The 19,573-nt window shown below is 43.8% G+C and carries 17 protein-coding genes and 1 pseudogene; 13 read left to right on the top strand and 5 right to left on the bottom strand.

From position 1 onward, the window contains the following. Positions 1–100 precede the first annotated feature (100 nt). The 13 genes from Q502_RS06290 (at position 101) to Q502_RS06230 (ending at position 14,385) form a co-directional block, all read left to right on the top strand. Positions 101–1,243 (top strand): Gfo/Idh/MocA family protein, encoded by a 1,143-nt coding sequence (locus Q502_RS06290; protein WP_102819157.1) that lies wholly within the window; start codon positions 101–103, stop codon positions 1,241–1,243. Between the two features lie 73 nt (positions 1,244–1,316). Continuing rightward, on the top strand, positions 1,317–2,327 hold the full coding sequence (locus Q502_RS06285) for a glycosyltransferase (RefSeq protein ID WP_102819156.1): 1,011 nt from the start codon (positions 1,317–1,319) through the stop codon (positions 2,325–2,327). Further along, a complete protein-coding gene (locus Q502_RS06280; RefSeq protein ID WP_102819155.1) occupies positions 2,320–3,726 on the top strand; it encodes a polysialyltransferase family glycosyltransferase in 1,407 nt (468 codons plus the stop codon). The genes Q502_RS06285 and Q502_RS06280 overlap by 8 nt, the downstream gene beginning before the upstream one ends. A 77-nt stretch (positions 3,727–3,803) precedes the next feature. Further along, entirely contained in the window at positions 3,804–5,024 is a 1,221-nt protein-coding gene (locus tag Q502_RS06275) for a glycosyltransferase family 4 protein (RefSeq protein WP_102819154.1), read from the top strand. Between the two features lie 53 nt (positions 5,025–5,077). Beyond that, positions 5,078–6,277: a hypothetical protein gene (locus Q502_RS06270; protein ID WP_102819153.1), complete on the top strand. Its 1,200-nt coding sequence runs from the start codon at positions 5,078–5,080 to the stop codon at positions 6,275–6,277. 128 nt (positions 6,278–6,405) lie between these two features. Next, positions 6,406–7,551, top strand: coding sequence for a RimK family alpha-L-glutamate ligase (locus Q502_RS06265; RefSeq protein ID WP_102819152.1), 1,146 nt, complete (start codon positions 6,406–6,408; stop codon positions 7,549–7,551). A gap of 357 nt (positions 7,552–7,908) precedes the next feature. Then, positions 7,909–8,952, top strand: coding sequence for a polysaccharide biosynthesis protein (locus Q502_RS06260; RefSeq protein WP_102819151.1), 1,044 nt, complete (start codon positions 7,909–7,911; stop codon positions 8,950–8,952). Further along, positions 8,949–9,890 (top strand): dTDP-glucose 4,6-dehydratase, encoded by a 942-nt coding sequence (locus Q502_RS06255; protein ID WP_102819150.1) that lies wholly within the window; start codon positions 8,949–8,951, stop codon positions 9,888–9,890. The genes Q502_RS06260 and Q502_RS06255 overlap by 4 nt, the downstream gene beginning before the upstream one ends. Positions 9,891–9,897: 7 nt before the next feature. Then, positions 9,898–11,037: a UDP-4-amino-4,6-dideoxy-N-acetyl-beta-L-altrosamine transaminase gene (pseC, locus tag Q502_RS06250; protein ID WP_180977945.1), complete on the top strand. Its 1,140-nt coding sequence runs from the start codon at positions 9,898–9,900 to the stop codon at positions 11,035–11,037. Between the two features lies 1 nt (position 11,038). After that, entirely contained in the window at positions 11,039–12,103 is a 1,065-nt protein-coding gene (gene pseI, locus Q502_RS06245; RefSeq protein ID WP_180977944.1) for a pseudaminic acid synthase, read from the top strand. A gap of 52 nt (positions 12,104–12,155) precedes the next feature. Next, positions 12,156–12,674 (top strand): GNAT family N-acetyltransferase, encoded by a 519-nt coding sequence (locus tag Q502_RS06240; protein WP_102819148.1) that lies wholly within the window; start codon positions 12,156–12,158, stop codon positions 12,672–12,674. Next, a complete protein-coding gene (locus tag Q502_RS06235; RefSeq protein WP_102819147.1) occupies positions 12,656–13,669 on the top strand; it encodes a PseG/SpsG family protein in 1,014 nt (337 codons plus the stop codon). The genes Q502_RS06240 and Q502_RS06235 overlap by 19 nt, the downstream gene beginning before the upstream one ends. Continuing rightward, a complete protein-coding gene (locus Q502_RS06230; protein ID WP_102819146.1) occupies positions 13,666–14,385 on the top strand; it encodes a cytidylyltransferase domain-containing protein in 720 nt (239 codons plus the stop codon). Before Q502_RS06235 ends, Q502_RS06230 begins: the two co-directional genes overlap by 4 nt. A 177-nt stretch (positions 14,386–14,562) precedes the next feature. Here Q502_RS06230 and Q502_RS06225 read toward each other — a convergent pair whose 3' ends face one another. The 5 genes and pseudogenes from Q502_RS06225 to Q502_RS06205 form a co-directional block, all read right to left on the bottom strand. Continuing rightward, complete coding sequence (locus Q502_RS06225) at positions 14,563–14,820, bottom strand: glycosyltransferase (protein ID WP_102819145.1); 258 nt, start codon at positions 14,818–14,820, stop codon at positions 14,563–14,565. A gap of 27 nt (positions 14,821–14,847) precedes the next feature. Further along, positions 14,848–15,054 (bottom strand): annotated as a pseudogene (locus tag Q502_RS06220) (GDP-mannose 4,6-dehydratase); the annotation flags it as partial. 171 nt (positions 15,055–15,225) lie between these two features. After that, on the bottom strand, positions 15,226–16,383 hold the full coding sequence (locus tag Q502_RS06215; protein WP_103134271.1) for a polysialyltransferase family glycosyltransferase: 1,158 nt from the start codon (positions 16,381–16,383) through the stop codon (positions 15,226–15,228). A gap of 241 nt (positions 16,384–16,624) precedes the next feature. After that, positions 16,625–17,230, bottom strand: a complete 606-nt coding sequence (locus Q502_RS06210; protein ID WP_258001929.1) for a hypothetical protein — start codon at positions 17,228–17,230, stop codon at positions 16,625–16,627. A 568-nt stretch (positions 17,231–17,798) separates the two neighbouring features. Further along, positions 17,799–18,947: a Fic family protein gene (locus Q502_RS06205; RefSeq protein WP_102819140.1), complete on the bottom strand. Its 1,149-nt coding sequence runs from the start codon at positions 18,945–18,947 to the stop codon at positions 17,799–17,801. Positions 18,948–19,573 lie beyond the last annotated feature (626 nt).

The following is a 19,573-nucleotide window of genomic DNA, read 5'->3' as shown; positions in this document are numbered from 1 at the left end:
GAGATGATCTTTTCCCACTGGTCTTTTCTCGACACGAAGTGTCGTCTCGCCTTCTCGACGGTGCTCTTTCTCGATACCCCAAAACGATTGGAGTGACCACATGAAAAAACTAACCGCCGCCCTAATTGGTTGCGGAAGAATCGGAACAAAGAAACACATAGAGGCCTTTGCAGCCAACAGTGATCTAATCGATCTCGTTGCAGTCTGTGATCTGGTGCCGGAGAAAGCCGAGAGAGCTGCAGAAGAATATATGAAGAGACAGGAGATATCGCTTGTTCGCGGAGAAAAAGAGAGAATAAGAGAGAAAAAAGATACCCAGCACGGCCAAGAAATAGACTCTTCCTCTCCAGCATCCGAGTGTGATCTCCAACGTCCAGTCGTAATCTCCGACTACAAAGACTTACTCTCGACAAATATCCACTTCGTCACCATCGCCACCGAAAGCGGGAATCATTACAAGAACACTATAGATTTTCTTTCGGCGGGAAAGCATGTTCTCGTTGAAAAGCCTATGGCACTATCTTCAGAGCACATGGACGAAATGATAGCCCTATCGAGAGAAAAGAAGTTGAAACTCGCCGTCTGTGTTCAGAACAGGTTTAACCCTCCCGTTCAGGAGCTGAGAAAAGCGATCGATTCCGGTAAATTTGGAAGAGTCTTCACCGCAACTGCACGAATTCTCTGGAACAGAAACGAAGAGTACTACAAACAAGCCAGCTGGAGAGGAACATGGGCGATGGATGGCGGAACGATCATGAACCAGTGCGCGCACAACATAGACCTTCTCCAGTGGATGCTTGGAGGGGAAGTCCAAGAGATATTTGCAATGACCGAGAACTACAATCATCCATATATTGAGACAGAGGACTTTGGAGCCGCGATTGTTAGATTCAAGAACGGATCAATTGGTATAATCGAAGGAACGGCAAATGTATATCCGAAGAATCTGGAAGAGACTCTCTCTGTCTTCGGTGAAAAGGGAACAGTTGTCCTCGGTGGACTGGCAGTAAACAAGATCCAGACCTGGAGATTCGAAGGTGAGGATTCACACCCTTTCATGAATCTTCCAGACCCGGAAACGGTTTATGGCTCTGGTCATATAACGGCCTTTGAAGACTTCGCCAGGGCAATCATCGAAGATCGCGAGCCTTTTGTCAATGGAGAAGAAGGCAAGAAGTCCGTGGAAATCATTCTTGGAATATACAAATCGGCAAGAGAGGGAGCGCCGGTTAGATTCGGATAATATCTATTACATCTATGGACAGAATCTTTCAGATACAATGCATCGCGAAATGCTTTTTTGAAGCAGAGATGTGGTGAGGAGTTTGAAGCTTCCAAGGGTCTCGGTTATAATACCTGCCAGAAACGAAGAAAAGTTCATCGAGAGATGCGTTAAGTCATTTCTAGCCTGCGACTACCCCGGAGAACTCATAGAGGTAATCGTGGTTGATGGAATGAGTGAAGATGGAACAAGAGATATCGTCAACGAAATCTCATTAAGAGACAACAGAGTAATGTTAATTGACAACGAAAAGAAGATAACTCCCGTTGCGATGAACTTAGGAGTGAAAGCTTCAAAAGGGGAATACATATTCTTCAGCGGCGCACACAGTGAAATGCCATCGGACTACATCTCTAAATGCGTCCAGCATGCTATAGAAAGCGGTGCAGACAATGTGGGTGGAGTAGTGAAAACGGAGCCTCGTGTAAACTCTCCCGTGGGAAGAGCTATCGCCGAAGTCTTATCTCATCCAATTGGAGTTGGCGGTGCCAAGTTTAGGACAGGCGTAACCAAACCCACAGAGGTAGATACTGCTCCTTTCGGTTGCTACAAACGAGAGGTTTTCGACAGAATCGGCTATTTCAATGAGCAGCTTGTTAGGAATCAAGATATCGAACTGAATCTGAGACTGAAGCGTGCCGGAGGCAGAATCATTCTTTACCCGGACATACAGTTTAATTATTACGCCAGGTCGACCTACGGGGATCTGTGGAGGAATAGCTTTGGAAATGGTTATTGGGTAATCGCAGGTTCTCGGTTCTCAAACATGCCATTTTCCTTAAGGCACATCGTTCCATTCCTTTTCGTCTCCTTCCTTCTTGTATTTGGTTTGATTTCCATATGGGTGCCTTTCGTGCGAATTCCCTATCTAGTTGTTATTACTCTGTACATTTCGTTATTGCTAATAGCATCGTTAGGGATTTCACTGAGACCCGGAAAGTCAGCTCTTCTCTTGCCTGCGTTTGTTGGATTCATTGTTCTCCATATAGCGTATGGTCTAGGATCGTTGAAGGGGCTTTTGCAAAGGATATTCGCTAATGGATAGCGCAAAGGCACTATCCCTTATATCGAAGATAGAGGAAGAGCGAGGCGATTCATGCGCAGAACTGCAAATAGATGAGATCCCCCTTTGGAATGTGGTGAGGACAAGTCTGTATTCTCACCTAACGGGGGATTTTAGCTCTCGGTACGCTAATTCGAAGAGTCTAAGAATGCTCTCAATGATGGCTTCGTCATTGTTGAATTTTAGGCTTCCCAAGGAAAACAAGATTCTGGCGATATCTGCGAACACAACCAGAAGAAAATTTGAAGGATCAGAGTTTGATATATACATCGACTGGATTGGAAAACTGACTCGGTATAGCTATTCGATTATCGAGATACCTAATGTCTCAGTCCCTAATCCAGGGAAGAACGTATTTACGAAGCAGAGAATATCAGGAATGAATCTTCTTACAAAGAGCCTAATCAAAGCAGGAGGTCACCAAAAACGTACTGATGCTATTCTCAGCAAAATAAAAAACCTTATAGTAGGATTCTTGGATTCATCAGCAGCTGAGAGGTTCACTGCAAGCATCCGCAAAGTGATACCAAGATATATCGCACTGGTTTCTTTGATGAAAGATCTTCTGGAAAGGCTCACTCCGAAACTAATACTCGAGGTCTGTTCGTACAATCTTTCTTCAAGAGCGCTAACCTACGCGGCAAAGCTTCGTGAAATCCCAGTTGTGGAGATCCAGCACGGAATAATAAACAGATTTCATGCTGGATATATATATAAACATGAAGTAGTCAGAAGCGACACGCCGGATGAGATGCTCGTGTATGGTGAGGCATTTAGAGAGATTCTTATAGGTGAAAGCGTTCTTTTCAGAGCGGAAAACATACATGTGGTGGGCAATTATTATATCGAGTCAGTTAGGAACGCCCCAGCAATTCTTGAAGTGCAAGGCATCAAAGATGATTCAAAAGGTAGGCAAGTGGCTTTGATCAGTACACAACCAATCTACGAAGCGGAAGCTTATGTCGAAGCCGTGGCTTCGCTGAGTAAAAGGGGTTATTTCGTAATAATTAAGCCACACCCCAGTGAGCAGAAGGATAAGTACGCGGCCCTTCGGAATAAGAATGTCATCGTATCCACATTCTCAGTTTTTGAATTGCTTAAGATAGCAGATATTCACTTGACCATCTCTTCAACATGTGCACTAGATGCTCTTCAGTACTCTGTACCAACCGTTGTTCTGAGATTCGAAGACCACCAGAAGCATCTTGAAGCTTTGAAGGGTTTTTTGGGTGTTGTTTTCCAGGAAAGGTCCGTTGGCGAAGCAATTGATAAGTGCACTAACCAGAATCTGACTTTAGTTGATGACAGATTCATGGTCAATGATTCTGGAACTAGATTGGTAAGCGTTTTGGACAAGCTACTTGAAGGACATTTAGAGTAATGAGCTAATTGCAAAGGGAAACTTGGGGATTACCCGTTCCTGTTCGGAGTTTATGAGCAAGTAGGGGGGAATCTACTGTGAGAGTACTTATTGGACCTGGGATGGCTCCTGTGAACCAAGGCGGTCAGTTCGCCGGCGGGGCCGCGATGGCAACGTATGAGATAGCAAGATCGCTGTCGGAGTTAGGTCATGAAGTCTACTTGGCGACACTTCATGATTTCACTGGGAGTTCGGAGAAAGCTCTCCACATTTTTCCGAGAAAAAAACTGTGGGAACTATTCAAAGCCTCACCAAAGATAGTATGGAAGCTTCTTAAGAGTGAAAAGAATGTGGCGAAGTATTACGAACATCCTTCTTTGCTTGAAGAAGCCAGGTTTCTCGGTGTAAGACTCTACTGGAAAAAATTAATAGATCGAATCAAACCTGACATCATAAGCATACACGGCAACAATCTCGATCGCTTGCCAATGATTCTCTCGGCCGTGGAATCATGTATTCCCTTTGCCTTCACTTCCCATGGTATATCGGAAGAGGAGGAAGTTAGATATAATCTGAAAGTTTTTCTCAAAGACTTCTTCGGATTCCTTGACGTCAGCAAAATACCCATCATTTGTGTGAGTTCGGGGTTAAGAGACAGAATTGTAAGTGAAATAGGCTACAGCGAGAAATTATGTTCGGTGATTGGTAACGGGATTTCACATGAATTCCTGAATAGGGCGTCTGAAATTCGAGAAAGGAATCTCAGTGAGAAAGGCAGAACACAAAGCAATAGAATTAAGCTCATCACGGTGGGCAGCTTGATAAAGAGAAAGAATCATATCAAAGTGCTTGAAGCAATGAAACATCTCTCCGAAGACTACGAATATGTGATTGTTGGAGACGGACCTGAAAGCGATAATTTACATGATTTCGTGCACGCAAATGGACTGGCCAAAAGAATCCATTTCAAGGGTAGACTGCTGGGAGACGAACTTATCGAAGCTTACAGCGAATGTGATTTATTTGTTCTAACATCCATCTCAGAAGCTTTCGGCCTCGTATTTCTTGAGGCGCTCGCTTGCGGACTTCCAGTTGTTACTATGAAAGATCTTGAAGGAGTTAGGGACATCTATCATCCAGATTGCTTTGAACTTGTCGAGAAATACGACTCGGTAGAACTAGCAGAAGCAATCGAGAAATCTGCAGAAAAGATGGGAAAAGAGCAAATGATGGAACATGTGAGGCAGTTTTCATGGGAGAGAGTTGGAACTCAATATGATAAAACTTTTACAGATCTTGCCGGTCACAATCATGGTTGAAGACTCGACGGCTTAGCATCTTATTAACAGTCTTCGTTAGGAGTAATGATGTCATGAATAACTCATTGTTGTATTTCACGATCCTCAACGAAGAGTCGAAATCACTGGGATTTCTCAAGAAAGTCAGGTCTCAGTGTGTAGCATTCGAAAAGCTTGGTCATTCGGTATTTCTAGGAATCCTTAGAAATACCGAGTTTGTCATTTACAGAGTTGTCAAATCGAAGTTTGAAAGAGAATCCTGTTTTAACTTTGGCAGCAGAATGGCATCTATTACTAATAGGGCAAGCATACTCAAGAGGATCAAGAATCAGCAGGTTCTGTCGCAAATCATGCGCTTCACACAGGAATGGTGCGAGAAGAAGGAAATCGATGCAGTATACATCAGGAGATTTGCTCTTTCTCATTTAGTCATGAGGTTCTTAAGAACTCTCTCTAGGCAGTGCAAGATTATCTGGGAGTATCCCACCTACCCTTGGACAAGCGAATACAGGCTCTCCCACACTCTGCCTCGGAGTATTCTGGAGAGGAGTTTTGCATCAATTCTGGAGAGACACGTGGATCTTATTGTTGGAGTTTCAGGAGTAAGTGGTTTTGAAAGGGAGGGAGTGCTTCTGACTACTAACGGCGTTGGCGTCGATGAATTGACTGTTAGAAAGACTCCTTATCTGCACAGAACTGTAGAGCTCCTTGGACTTGGGAAAATCACGAACTATCATGGATACGATCGAATTATGAAGGGGATTGCTGCCTATAATGGCGACCATGAAATATTATTCAACATCGCTGGGGACGGAAAAGAAATTGATAACTTGCTTGCATTGATGCGTAGCTTGAACATCGGCGGGAATGTCATATTCCACGGTGTTGTTGATGGAAAGGAACTGGATCATTTGTTTGATAGATCCCACATTGGTATTGGGGCCCTTGCCTTGCACAAGATCGGCGGGCAATATCCTTCGCCGTTGAAACACAGAGAGTTCTGCGCGAGAGGCTTACCGTTTGTACACGCAACTGATGACCCCGATTTCACTGGCCTCGAACCATATGTGAAGAAAGTCGAGCATGGTGAAGACCCTATTGATATCGATGAACTGGTTACGATGGCGATAGAGATCTACAATGGACGAGAAGATGGTAGAAGAATCTTGAGGGACCACGCTGTGAAGGAGCTAGATTGGGCTGTTAAGATGAAGCCTATTTCTGATTTCATTATTGAAGCTTCTCATGATAGTGTGAAGAGAACTCGTAGTTAGCTTCTTCAAAGCGTCAACGATCCTCCTGAAGATAACTGTACAAGAGATACTCGAACTCTATAGGTAGTCAGCGAGCAAATGAGAGCAGCAGATAAGTACCACAAAAGAATAAGAGCGGAGGAGACGTATTGTTTGATGGAACAAAGAGGAAATTGATGGAAAGGATTCTCTGGTTTCCAGAGTCTACTAGTCCGACCTTTGATGATCCAGGGAAATTCCACTCCGAGGAAGTGAAAATCGATTGGCCTGACAAGATTAAGAGACCTTTTGTAGGACTGACTCAAGACTGCAATGCTGTTCCCTACTGGACAAAGTACGCGACCTTCTTGGAGAAGAATGGATTTCCTTATTCCATTTATGAATATCGCAGATCTGACTGGATTCAGAGGGCTTCGAAATTCGATTTGATAATTTGGTCGCCAAAAGACGGTCCTTTTCAAATGGAGGATATCAAGAGGAAAATCTACATTCTTGAGAATAAACTAGGCAAAGTCTGCTTCCCAGATTATGATACTTTGCTGCTTTGTGACGACAAAGCATACTCCACATATATTTTATCTATCAACAATCTTCCAGTTATAGAGACCTTCATCTCGAATGACTATGATGAAAGCAAGACTATGGCAGAAAACCTAAGTTATCCATTGGTTTCAAAAGGATCTTTCGGAGCAGGTTCTAAAGAAGTCTTCTCAGTTGCTAACGCCTCAGAAGCGAAGAGAATTGTCCGGCAAGTATTCTCTGTCTACGGAAAGCGAACGCATCTGAAGTACGTCAGGCAGAAAAACTTAGTCTATTTCCAGCGATTTGTGGAAAGCGATAGAGTAGATACAAGGGTGAATATCATCGGGAATATGATCTTTGGATATTATCGGAAGCCCAAAGGCAATGACTTCAGAGCTTCCGGGAGTGGAATCGTGATAAAAGAAGACTTGCCTATCGAGGCAATTAGAATCGCCCTGGAAACCTATAGCAAGATTGGAAAGGCTATGCTTGGAGTTGATATGCTCAAGGATAGGAGCGGGAAGTACTGGATAAGTGAGATTAGCCCGTTTATATATGTTAAAACCCCAGAGCAGCTCAAAGTGAATGGTATCCCCGGTGCATACACTTTACAAGATGATGGAACTTTGCTCTTTGAAAAGGGGCTTTTTTGGCCTCAGCAACTTGCTCTGAAAGTTTTCTTTGAGCAGAACTATCTTTCTTCCGTTGAAGAATGGAAAGCGAAGTATCTTGAACCGGCCTTGTCCAAACAATGCTTAAGGAAATCCACGTGACAAAGGCGAATTCTTAAGGATAGCTGAAGATATTTTCTGGAGGATCTGGATGCTTCCTATAGGCCTCGCTGTAGTGGGCGTTACCCTTTATGCTCAGTTGAGCCTTGAACTCAGGCGAAAATGAAGTCATGAAGTCGCAAATGCCTTTGTTGAGAAAACGAGTTATGTAACCGGGCTGAACTGCTTACGGAACCGCCTTCTTCACTTTGCATACAATACAGGGTCATAACAGATTTCTGGTGATTCTCAATTAGCTTAGAAGAGGATCTCTATTAGTTATCTATAATCCATCTCGGCATTATAATGGAATATCGGCGAAGTGTTGCATTTCAATTGGCTTTAGTGAAGGTGAAGAGAATGTTTACTGGTGAGAAAATCCTGATAATCGGTGGCACGGGAACTGTTGGAAAGACTTTGTTCTACAGCTTGCTCAAGAAAAACCCGGAAGTCATCCGGCTCTTTTCGAGAGACGAGCACAAGCAGTTCATTATGGAGAACGAGCTTGGAATAATAGAAAGTGACGATAGCGGGCACGAGATACCCAGCACAGCAAACACTCGTTTCTTCATAGGAGATGTCCGCGACAAAGAGAGGGTTCAGCGTGCCATGGAGGGTATAGACATCGTCTTCAACGTCGCGGCAATGAAACATGTTCCTGCCTGCGAATATAATCCCTTTGAAGCTGTTAAGACTAACGTCCTCGGCGTTCAGAATGTTATTGAAGCTGCGCTTAAAGCCGATGCCAAGACCGTAGTATATACCAGCACAGATAAAGCGGCTTCTCCAACCAATACAATGGGCGCGACGAAGCTTCTAGCAGAGAGACTAATGAGTGCTGCACAGTTTTCCAGAGGGACCTCTCGAACGAAATTTGTTTCGGTCAGATTCGGAAACATCTTGATGAGTCGTGGCAGTGTACTTCCGTTGTTTGTCGCGCAGGCAAAAAGGAAGGCAGCGTTGACCCTTACGGAGCCGGAAATGACTCGCTTCGTAATGAGCAAGGAAAGAGCAGTAGAGTTGATTCTTAAGGCAGCGACAGAATCTCTTGGTGGAGAGATATTTGTTCTGAAGATGCCGGTTGTCAGAATGGGAGATGTTGCGAAAAGTGTTATGGAGTACTTCGATTATAACTTGTTAAAGGTTATCGGTAAGCGACCCGGCGAGAAGATGTACGAGGAACTTATGACCGAAGAAGAGAGCATGAGAGCTTTGGAGCTTGAAGACATGTTTGCAGTACTGCCTTTTTTTGGAGAAAGAGATGACTATATCAACCACTACAAAGATAACGCGACACCAGCCGCTATAAGTATGTATTCATCAGAGAACGCGCCAATCCTCGATTATCTTCGAGTAAAAGATATGATTTGGGATATACTGAATAGAGAAGGGGTGAAGCAATGAAAGCTCTTGTAACGGGCGGAGCGGGATTCATAGGCCGCTGGTTGATAAAGCGATTACTAGACGAAGGAAATTCCGTATTTGCTGTTGATGATTTCTCAAACGGAAGAAGAGAGAACATATCAGAGTTTTCCCAAAGTACTGGACTCCATTTCTTGGAAGGCGATATAAGAAATGAGAGAATTCTAAAGAAGCTTTTTGAAGAGAAATACGATATCGTGTATCACTTGGCTGCCGAAATCAATGTACAAAATTCAATAGATAACCCTGTTCAGACTATTGAAAGAGATATTATTGGCACTTTCAATATTCTTGAAAACTGCAGAAAACAGAAGACGAGAGTCGTATTCATGTCAACCTGTATGGTCTATGATCGCAGTCATGACGAATCAGGAATCACAGAAGAACACCCAACGAAACCCGCCTCTCCATATGCGGCTGCGAAACTGAGCGGAGAAGCGCTTACTCTTTCGTATTATTACTCATATGGTTTGCCAACGACCGTCATCAGGCCGTTCAACACATATGGACCTTTCCAGAAGACGAATGGGGAAGGTGGGGTTGTGGCAATATTCATCAGACAGGCTTTCAAGGGCGAACCGTTGAGAATCTACGGTGACGGAACACAGACAAGAGATTTGTTATACGTGGAAGATTGCGTAGATTTTATAATAAGGGCAGGCAACAACGATCTTGCTCTTGGTCAGATAATAAATGCGGGTACGGGAAGCGATGTTGCAATAAATGATCTCGCTTTACAGATTGCAGGAACTCCCGAGCTTATAATGCACGTTCCACATATTCACCCGCAAGCAGAAATCATGAGACTCAAGTGCAACTCAACGAAAGCCAAAGAACTACTAGATTGGGAGCCAAGACTCTCACTTGAGAAAGGCATTGAAAAGACGAAAAAATGGATAGAAAGCAATCCAGAATTATAGGGGGCAAATGGTGAATAATATCCCTTACGGCAGGCAATGGATAGATGAAGACGATATTTCAGCCGTGGCAAAGGTCCTTCAAAGTGACTGGCTAACACAAGGACCGGATATCGAGGAATTCGAAAAGGAGATTGCTGAGTATGTTGGCGCAAAGTATGCTGTCGCTTTCAGCTCGGGAACTTCCGCACTCCACGGGGCAATGTTTGCTGCCGGAATTGGACCTGGAGATGAGATAATTACCTCTCCAATAACCTTTGTAGCCACTTCGAATTCGGCAATCTATTTGGGGGCCAGGCCAAGATTTGTGGACATCGACCTCAAAACATATTGCATCGATACCGCAAAGATCGAAGAAGCGATAACGCCAAATACTAAAGTTATTGCTCCGGTGGATCTTGCAGGTTATCCGGTAAACATCGAGACCATCATGGGAATTGCTAGAAGGCATAACGTAGTTGTAGTTGAAGATTCGGCTCACGCTCTTGGAGCGAAAAGGAATGGCAAGATGGTTGGAACAGGAGCGGACATGTCTCTATTCAGCTTTCATCCGGTGAAACATATTACCACTGGAGAGGGCGGAGCAATAACGACCGACAATGAGGAATTCTATAAGAAAATGAAGATCTTTGTCACTCATGGAATAACAAAAGATCCGGCTCTTCTGCAAAGAAACGATGGACCATGGTACTACGAAATGCAGGAACTTGGATTCAACTACAGGCTTACAGATTTTCAATGCGCTCTTGGCCTTTCACAGCTGAAGAAAATCGAAGGTTTCCTGGATAGAAGAAACGAAATAGCTTCCATGTACAACGAAGCTTTCAAAGATATCGAAGGGCTTGTGATGCCTCCAAAACCCGAGCAATATAGTTCGAGGCACGCATATCATCTCTATCCTATTCTAGTAACAAAAACAGATCGAAAAGAAGCCTATATAAAACTCAGAGAAATGGGGATATTTGCCCAGGTACATTACATTCCTGTTCACTTGCAGCCGTACTATAGAAATAACTATGGCTTCAAAAAAGGTGATTATCCAAATGCGGAGTATTACTATGAACATGAACTCTCTATACCCATGTATCCGAAAATGAAGAACGAAGAAGTGAACTACGTAATACAGTCCATAAAGAGTCTGACAAAGTGAGGTGATCTTTGTGGAATTCAAGATAGGAGATCGTCTAGTGGGCGATGAACATCCAGTATTTATTGTGGCCGAGATGTCGTGCAACCATCTCCAAAAGTACGATTATGCAGTTGAGATTATAAAGAAGGCCAAAGATGCGGGCGCAGATGCCATTAAACTTCAGACATACACTCCTGACACCATGACGATAGACTGCAATAACGAATATTTCAGGCTGGATGATACCATCTGGGAAGGGAAGAATCTGTACCAGCTGTACAAGGAAGCATACACTCCGTGGGAATGGCAGCCAAAACTAAAAAAGATTGCGGAAGAGGAAGGGCTAATCTTCTTTTCCACTCCATTTGACAGGACTTCGGTTGACTTCCTTGAAGAGCTAGATGTTCCTGTTCATAAAGTCGCTTCGTACGAGATAACGGATATTCCTCTCATAGACTATATTGCTCAAAAGGGAAAACCTATAATATTTTCAATTGGAATGGCCACACTGACGGATATCGAATTGGCTTTGTCAACGATAAGGAAGCACGAGAACAACGATATTGCAGTTTTGAAGTGTGTTAGCGCTTATCCGACTCCGATAGAGGAGACTAACTTGAAGACAATAGAAAACATTGGGGAGACTTTCGGTGTCGTCGCTGGCTTATCCGATCACACAAATACAATCACAACAGCCGTTCTCTCAGTTGCACTAGGAGCAAAGATCATCGAAAAACATCTAACTCTTGATAGAAATCTGGGCGGACCAGATGCACCGTTTTCTCTAGAACCAGATGAATTTAAGACGATGGTAAGTGCTGTTAGAGAGGCCGAAAAGGCAATAGGCAAGACAACATATACGCTCAACAAAAAGCAACAAAGAAGCCGTCTCATGGCACGATCTCTCTTCGTAGTGAAAAACATGAAGAAGGGAGAAATATTCACGGAAGAAAATGTTAAATCTATAAGACCCGGATATGGATTGCATCCAAAGCACTTGCCGGAAATCCTCGGGAAAAGAGCTGTTATTGATACGGAATATGGAACACCGTTAAGCTGGAGCTTAGTAAGTAAAGAATTAGAGTAGAATACATATCTCCGGAAGCTATGGTAATTTCCAACCAGAAGGGGGTTCCTGAATGATTCTAGAAGAGGGAGATGTACTTCTTCGTCCGCTAAGTATAAAGGATACAGATTTCTTGCTTGGTATAAGAAATGATCTTGAATTCGCCGACGAATTCTTTTCCGATCCTCCCACCTATGACTTCGCTCATAATAGTTGGCTGCAATCTGCCGCGAAGAATAACATAGAACTGATAATAGAGTTCAAATCTGAAAGAGCCGGGCAAATAAGATTGACTGACATTGACTACAGACATCAGAAAGCTCAATTCGGGATAATGATAGCAAGAAGCTTTCAGGGAAAGGGAATCGCATTTGATTCCAGTAGGATCTTCTTTGAATACGTATTCAGAAATCTGCCTATTAACAAAATATACCTAGAGCTGTTTGCCAACAACTCGCCTGCGATGAGGCTGTATGAAAAACTGGGGTTTGTTGAAGAAGGTCGTTTTAGGCAGGAGTACTATAAGCGCGGAGAATTCATGGATACTACTAGAATGTCTATCCTGAGAGAAGAATGGGGAAGAACAAGATAAAAACTGTTCTGTTTAAAACTGCTGCGAGCAGTAGTATAGGTTTCGGTCATCTATTCAGATGTCTCTCTCTTGCAACAGCACTGAAGCAGTGTGGTGTTAGCAGTGTCTTTCTTGCTAATGCGGAAGCAAAAAGCAAGATCGCCGAATACGGATTTGATTTTGTGTGCTCAGAAACCTTTGATTACAACGACATAGAGAAAATCAAGAATATTAAACCTGAAGTTGTGGTTTTTGATTCCTATCTTGCCGACTCCAGCTATATTGAAGAATTGGCAAAAGAGCTTTTTCTAGTTCATTTCGATGACAACAACGATGTTTACGCCGAAGTGGTCGCTGATATTCTCATTAACGGAAATATTCATGCCAAAGACTTGCACTATATCCGCAAGAAGAATGGAACGAGGTTCTTGCTAGGCCCAAAGTATCTAGTGATGAAAAGCGAATACTGGAATCTAGAAAGCTCAGATCTGAGTGAGAAGGGTTTGCTTATTACTACTGGTGCATCAGATTTCTTCGATCTTATGCCAAGGTTCCTGGAAGCTTTTGGGAAATTGCCTCTGAAAAAGAGAGTTATCGTTGGTCCGGGCTTTTCGGAAAGCCAAATTACGAAATTGGGGTTGTTATCTGACAGTCTTGAAGATTGCGAACTGATTCATAGACCTTCAAGCCTGAAAGAGCATATTGCTCAGGCCTCAATTGTTGTTTCTGCCTCCGGCTCAACGACATATGAAATACTCACAATGAATCGTGTGCCGGTAATCTTCACTCTCGCAGATAACCAGAGACTGATAGCCGAGAAGCTTGAGAGCTTTGGCATAACAAATCTTGGATGGTATGAGAATATTGATTTTGAAAAGCTTCCGGAATTGATTCTGCAGGAAATAAGCATAAAAGATTCCAAGGAGAAGCGGCTGTCACCATTGTTCTCACAGTTTGACGGAAGAGGTGCTCTGAGAACTGCTAAGGCGATAGTCGATAAGGTGAATAAGAGATGATAGCAGCAATTATACAAGCAAGACTCGGTTCAACGAGAACGCCGGGCAAAACAATGAAGTTGATTGCCGATAAGCCCCTTCTTGAGTATTCAGTCGAAAGAGCAAAACAGGCAAGATACGTCGACAAAGTGATCGTTGCAACCACTACATCTGATAAGGATAATTTGATCTCAGAATGGTGCAAGGAGAAGGGAATTGCTTCTTTCAGAGGAAGTGAAGATGATGTTCTAGATAGGTACTTCCAGACTGCTTCATATTTCAAAGCGGACATAATAGTTAGAATCACTTCAGATTGTCCATTTGTCGATCCGCAGATCATTGATTTGCTGATTCTAACCCTTAAAGTGTTTGGTGCACACTACGCCTCTAATCGTATAAAGAAAAGGACTTGGCCTCATGGCCTAGATACTGAAGTATTCACGTATGAAGCTCTTGAGAATGCCTGGAAAGATGCAAGAGAAGAAAGAGAAAGAGAGCACGTTACACCATATATAATAGGACACCCTGAGCTATTCAAACTCATTGAGGTGCCTCTGGAAGAAGATTTATCAAGGTACAGACTCACTGTTGATTATCCTGAAGATCTAGAATTCGCGAGAATCATAGTTGAGAAATATAATGCCAACAAAATGAACTGGCGCGAAATCATAGATTTTCTAAAGAAGTATCCGGAGCTGGTAGAAATAAATGCATCTAGGCTAGATTCAAGATTATAAACATTCATTCAGAAACGCAGTCAGATTTGCTTCTCGTTATTCATACGAAGATTAAGTCAACGAATTTCACGAAATCACTTTGGTCTTTTACATAGAAGCTATCTGATGTCTTCTACCAGAATCTGCTAAGGTGCCATTATCAATAGAATCTAAGCCAAAAAAGGTGATCTATGTTCGCTACGCATCCTGATAGTAATTCTCTATCAGTGACTCATACAGCTTGACCAATTTGTCGTAAACTATGTTTGAGCCGAATCTCTCTACTGCAGATTGTTTTATAAAATACTGATCCCAAGTCTTCGTAAGGGCCTCCAACAAGCAATCAGCGTATTCCTTAGGATCCCTTGAAGAGACAATAAAACCATTATGCCCATCTAAGACAATGTCTTCGCTACCGACATTTCGAGTCGCCACCACAGATAAGCCAGTTAGCATTCATTCAACTTGGCTGATTCCAAAGCTTTCCGCTATACTTGGGAATGCGAACAAATCACGTATATCGCCTGTGTAGACTTCTATCTTATCTAAATGGGGAGATTCTTCGAGCCAGCCCCAGTTGTTTTTCGAGTTGTAACGGACGAAGGCTTTGACTTCGAAGCCTTTCTCGACAAGGTATTCTGTAAGGTGAGACCCTATAAAGCCAGCTGCTCCAGTGATTAATGTTTTCATATGCGTTCCTCCGGTTGCATCGACTTTTCAAGTCAATAATATCACTATGTACTGTGTCAATGCGAAGAAATCGTAAGAATGGCATACTGCATTTCATCAGAAGACTAAGCTTGCCAAAATCTGGATATGCTACTGCAAGTTCTTCTGAAGCCCGTTACCTTTTAGGAAGTCTCATGAATCAAAAATGGTGCGTAGATCACTGTGAAAGGTCTCTGCCAGAGCTCTTGCTTCACCACTTGCAGCGGTTGCTGAAACAGGTGGGGAATTCTCTGCAACTTCTACAATATCTGTAAACGACTTTGGACATTTCAGATTCACCAACACTTCCTCTCCGAATAACAAGGACAAATCCGTGCCTAACATACTTGCTAAGCTAAATGAAGGAATTCCAACAAATGAAAGGTTAATGAGGGCTGTACTGGACAAGGAGCATACCTGAATAGAGGAGTATCCACTTGTGAGAACAGTCAACTCAGCAATTCTTCCAGTAACTACTTCGCTGAATCCACAGTCAGTAATTCTTTTGGAGTTCCCTTTTTCCATTGGATGAGGAAGGTATATGAATCTTTCAAAGTGACCGGAAAGACCATCTCTCAACTTTGCAAGTAATGAATAGAACTCATGATCGGGATAGCTATTAGTGCCCTGCAGGCCTTGTCCAATGAAGAATAAAGCTCTTTCCGACTTTGATCGGAACTGAAAATCTGTTATGCGAAATCCTAAGGAAGCGATGAAACATGGGTAACCAAGTACCTTCACCTTTCTTACCTTCGAATTATCGAGATTGGAATTGAATGACTTCACAAACAAATCGACAAAATCAGTTCTCCCGTAACCCTCCCAAGGCGATATCTTAAAACCTGTAGCCGTCTTCCAGAAGAAATCTCTGGTGTTTTCTCTAAGCTTTCTCCTTAATCTTGACATCAGAGATGTCTTCTTGTAGGCAACCATTCCATCTTCAATAAGTATGTACTTCGAGTTCTTGTCAGCTAACACAATTCTTGAGAGGATGTGTTCATCGCTATATATTACTACAAATTCGGGATTGAAAGTCCTGACTTCTCTATTGAGCAAGAAAATCGACTCTTTGACTTTTTGAATCTTCATCCTTTCTCCGTAATCATACAGTTTTCTAGTACGAAAATCTGGTTTCTCAATCTTAATGATCTTAGTGAACAACTTAGAATCAAGCTCATGAGAAGAATAGCAGTCAAAATCAAACTCGGTAGATGCAACAAGTAAATGCTTTCCGGAAATGGTATCCGCTATTGCTCTTGAAACTGCTAGATGACTCGGCCTGAAAACAACATGGAGAACGCGCCTTTCCAAAATGACAACTCCAATCACTCGAGGTCAAGTTACTTTATAAGGGAGATAATTCCGGAACAAGACTGTAAGAACAACATCTCCCATTAAAGTGTACATCATTAAGCATCTGGAAAAAAGAATTCCAACCATCACTCTCCAAACGGATCGGAGAACCAAATGAATTAAAAACAAAAAAAGTGCTTGCCGAAAAACAAGCACTTTGATGTTCATACGTAGGTAATACTTCAGGTAGTGGAACTGGCTACTTAAAATAACTTTTATCCGGAAATTTACTGTCCCAAGTGTACCCAACAGCTGTGACATCAGTTACCACGGTCGTATAAGTCCCCGACGGCGTATTGACAACGGTAAATTTGGCAACACCCGCCGTGTTTGTAGTGATTGTTCCAGTGTAGTATGGCAAGATTCCTCCGTTGAGATACACCGCTACAGAAACACTTGCTCCGACAACGATCGGCTCCAGCTGAACCGAAACATACATATGCTTGGCATTTCTGTTCAATGAATAACTTATACTTGACACCGTTATAGTATCGGGTTTGGGATCTGGGTCCGGATCGGTAGGAACACTTCTAGAGGCCGCTTGAACCGCGAGATCGACCCTGACCAGCCCGTATCCCAAATGTTCCTGTTTTAGCCCCAGATTCTCTGCCGTTTGCTGAAGAATCGATCTAACCTCAGCGTTTGAAAGATCGAAATTTGCCGCAAGAACAAGCGCGCCACTCCAGCGACATGAGGCGAGGCCGACTTCGTTAGGCAGAAGAACCGCTGATCGCTGGAAGAGCCGCTTTTCGCTGGTCGCTGAACGCTTAAAAGTGGAGAACCCGCTGGTCGCTGACGAAGACAACGTTGCCCGTCAACGGTCCGCCGTCATCCGAGAAGAGCAGGCAGCCGCCAAAGAGAAAACAGTGTTCTTCGCTCTAGAGGAATGATCTGTTCTCTGTTCTTAGTCAAGGTGAGATCAAAGAGGTTCTTGTGACGGCGTAATTCCAACCTGACTGGTTTTTTCTCTCTCACTCTTCTCTCGTGAGCGAAGCGAACCTCTCGATGTTCTCTTTCTCGATTGTCTATGTTTGCCCGCGAAGCGAAACTGGCCTCGCCGAAGGCGAGACTGGCCTTTGCGAAGCAAAGACTGGCCAGGTGGAGCCTGACTGGCTTTCAGATCGCTTCCTGCCGAAGGCAGCCTTGCGTCCCCGGATGCTCTTTCGGGCAATGCGACCTGGCATGATCCTTGTTAGCCTTGCGTCCCGGCACGATCTTCGCACGCACTGCGTCTCATTTCACCAATGACTGGCTCACTCTCTTCTCTCGTGAGCGCAGCGAAACTCTCCACAACGCTCTTTCTCGTCGATTGATCTTCTCGAAGAACGATGAACCGTTGACGGTTGACCTGAGAGGCTTCCTTCGAAGCAGCATCACTTAATCATCTCCAATAATTCTGAAGCGATGAATTTCTTTGCGTACTTGCTTCCATCTTGCGGAGTCAATATCCCATTTTTGCACAGAGCCTCAATAGCCCTTCTCGCGCTAACGTACGTTACACCAAGCTTTTCACTCGCCTGTGGAATCGTTAGAATTGGTTTTTCAAATAAGTGATCAATGAGAGTCAGAGGCAATGAGGACGAAAGAGATCTCACGCGTTGTATCCAATCGTTCCTCAGATTCATCATTTCTCGAAGTTTCCGCTTCCCAAAGTTTGACTGCTCTAGCACGGCCTCAGTGAAGAATAGTACCCATGCATTCCACTCACCGTCGAAACTGACGCTTCTCAGCCTCGAATAGTACTCCAGTCGGTTTGCTTCGAAATACCCGCTCAGGTATAGCCCGGGTTGATCCAACAGACCCCATGAAGTTTTCAGGATTGCGATCAGCAGTCTCCCAACCCTACCATTACCATCGACGAAGGGATGGATTGCCTCAAACTGGTAATGGACAAGTGCCAGCTTCACAAGAGGCGGTATTTTCGATTCAAAGTTGATAAACACTTCCAAATCTGAAAGGCAGCGATTCAACTCTTCAGGAGGCGGGGGAACGAAGTCAGCTTCATTCAACGCGCATCCTGGCTTACCTATCCAATTTTGTGTCGTTCTAAGCTCTCCCGGGTACGCATGCCCGCCTCTGACGTCCTTCATTAGAATGGCGTGAAGCTCTCTGAAGAGCCTCGTCGAGATTGGCAGGGACTTGATCCTGTCTAGACCGTATTCAAGAGCCTTCAGATAATTTGAAACCTCCCTGACGTCCTCCGGCAAACCTGAGCTCTCATCCGAGGCTTCGAAAAGGTAAAGATCGGTTATCTCTGAAGTGGTCCCCTCGATCTGAGACGATGATACTGCCTCTTTTCGCAATAGGGGGCGGGTAAGCAATTTCGCGCCCGGACTTCCCGCAAGCAATCCAGAGAATTCGCCCATTGCTCGATTAGCTTCCCCCAGTGCAACAACAAGACTATCTACATAATCAAGCTTCGGCGGCAACGGATCGGGAATAAACGCCCAGTAGGAAAAACCGGAACCTAAAACTTTCTGAACCCTTCCCGGAGAGTCAGCTGAAAAATCTTCTGGTCTCATCCAAACCTCCAAATTGTACAAAGGTATAATTCCTATTGGGTAAATTATACAATAAACACCAAAAGTATAAGTTCCTCTCTGAAGAAGTCCGAGTTGCGATACCGGAGATCAAAATCATCATCACATCTCCACATGCTGTGCGCTAAAAGTTCCACGGTACGCTGACGAAGACAACGTTGTCCGTCAAAGGTCCACCGTCCACCGGAAAGAACAGTTCCAAGTTTCATGTTGTCAGTTGCAAGCAGAAGAAATAGTTGTCCGTTGTTGGTTATTGGTGACCCGTCATTTATCAAGACCCACAGCCCAGATTGTGACCAAGATCAAGTGAGGATGACAAAGTGAGTAGATTTAAGGGCATGCTTCAACGGTAATACGCGTCGCCAGCTACTAGTTCTCAGTAGCATCAGATAATTGTGAATGGGTCAGTCGGTTCTTTACACCAAACCCCGGACCCTACACTCAATACCCACCCTGGTGATGCTATTGGAGCTGCTTTCTCTCCTTGTTCTTCGTAGTCTCGAAAAGGGTTTCTCTCGAAGCGAAGCTTCATCTCAGACTCAAAGCGTCTTCTCGCTCACGAGATCCTGGCCTGAAGCGCTCCAGGATGACCCAAAGCAAGAAAAGGC

Source organism: Mesotoga sp. Brook.08.YT.4.2.5.2., from assembly GCF_003351125.1.
Lineage (GTDB): Bacteria > Thermotogota > Thermotogae > Petrotogales > Kosmotogaceae > Mesotoga.
The sequence above is the reverse complement of the archived record's forward strand: the minus strand, read 5'-3'. Positions and strand labels throughout refer to the sequence as shown.

What these genes read in the sequence shown, in the direction of transcription:
- Q502_RS06290 (WP_102819157.1), top strand. Translation starts at nt 101, where the DNA reads ATGAAAAAACTAACCGCCGCCCTAATTGGTTGCGGAAGAATCGGAACA.
- Q502_RS06225 (WP_102819145.1), bottom strand. Translation starts at nt 14,820, where the DNA reads ATGCTAACTGGCTTATCTGTGGTGGCGACTCGAAATGTCGGTAGCGAA.
- pseC (WP_180977945.1), top strand. Translation starts at nt 9,898, where the DNA reads ATGGTGAATAATATCCCTTACGGCAGGCAATGGATAGATGAAGACGAT.
- Q502_RS06240 (WP_102819148.1), top strand. Translation starts at nt 12,156, where the DNA reads ATGATTCTAGAAGAGGGAGATGTACTTCTTCGTCCGCTAAGTATAAAG.
- Q502_RS06280 (WP_102819155.1), top strand. Translation starts at nt 2,320, where the DNA reads ATGGATAGCGCAAAGGCACTATCCCTTATATCGAAGATAGAGGAAGAG.
- Q502_RS06205 (WP_102819140.1), bottom strand. Translation starts at nt 18,947, where the DNA reads ATGAGACCAGAAGATTTTTCAGCTGACTCTCCGGGAAGGGTTCAGAAA.
- Q502_RS06230 (WP_102819146.1), top strand. Translation starts at nt 13,666, where the DNA reads ATGATAGCAGCAATTATACAAGCAAGACTCGGTTCAACGAGAACGCCG.
- Q502_RS06235 (WP_102819147.1), top strand. Translation starts at nt 12,656, where the DNA reads ATGGGGAAGAACAAGATAAAAACTGTTCTGTTTAAAACTGCTGCGAGC.
- Q502_RS06270 (WP_102819153.1), top strand. Translation starts at nt 5,078, where the DNA reads ATGAATAACTCATTGTTGTATTTCACGATCCTCAACGAAGAGTCGAAA.
- Q502_RS06255 (WP_102819150.1), top strand. Translation starts at nt 8,949, where the DNA reads ATGAAAGCTCTTGTAACGGGCGGAGCGGGATTCATAGGCCGCTGGTTG.
- Q502_RS06260 (WP_102819151.1), top strand. Translation starts at nt 7,909, where the DNA reads ATGTTTACTGGTGAGAAAATCCTGATAATCGGTGGCACGGGAACTGTT.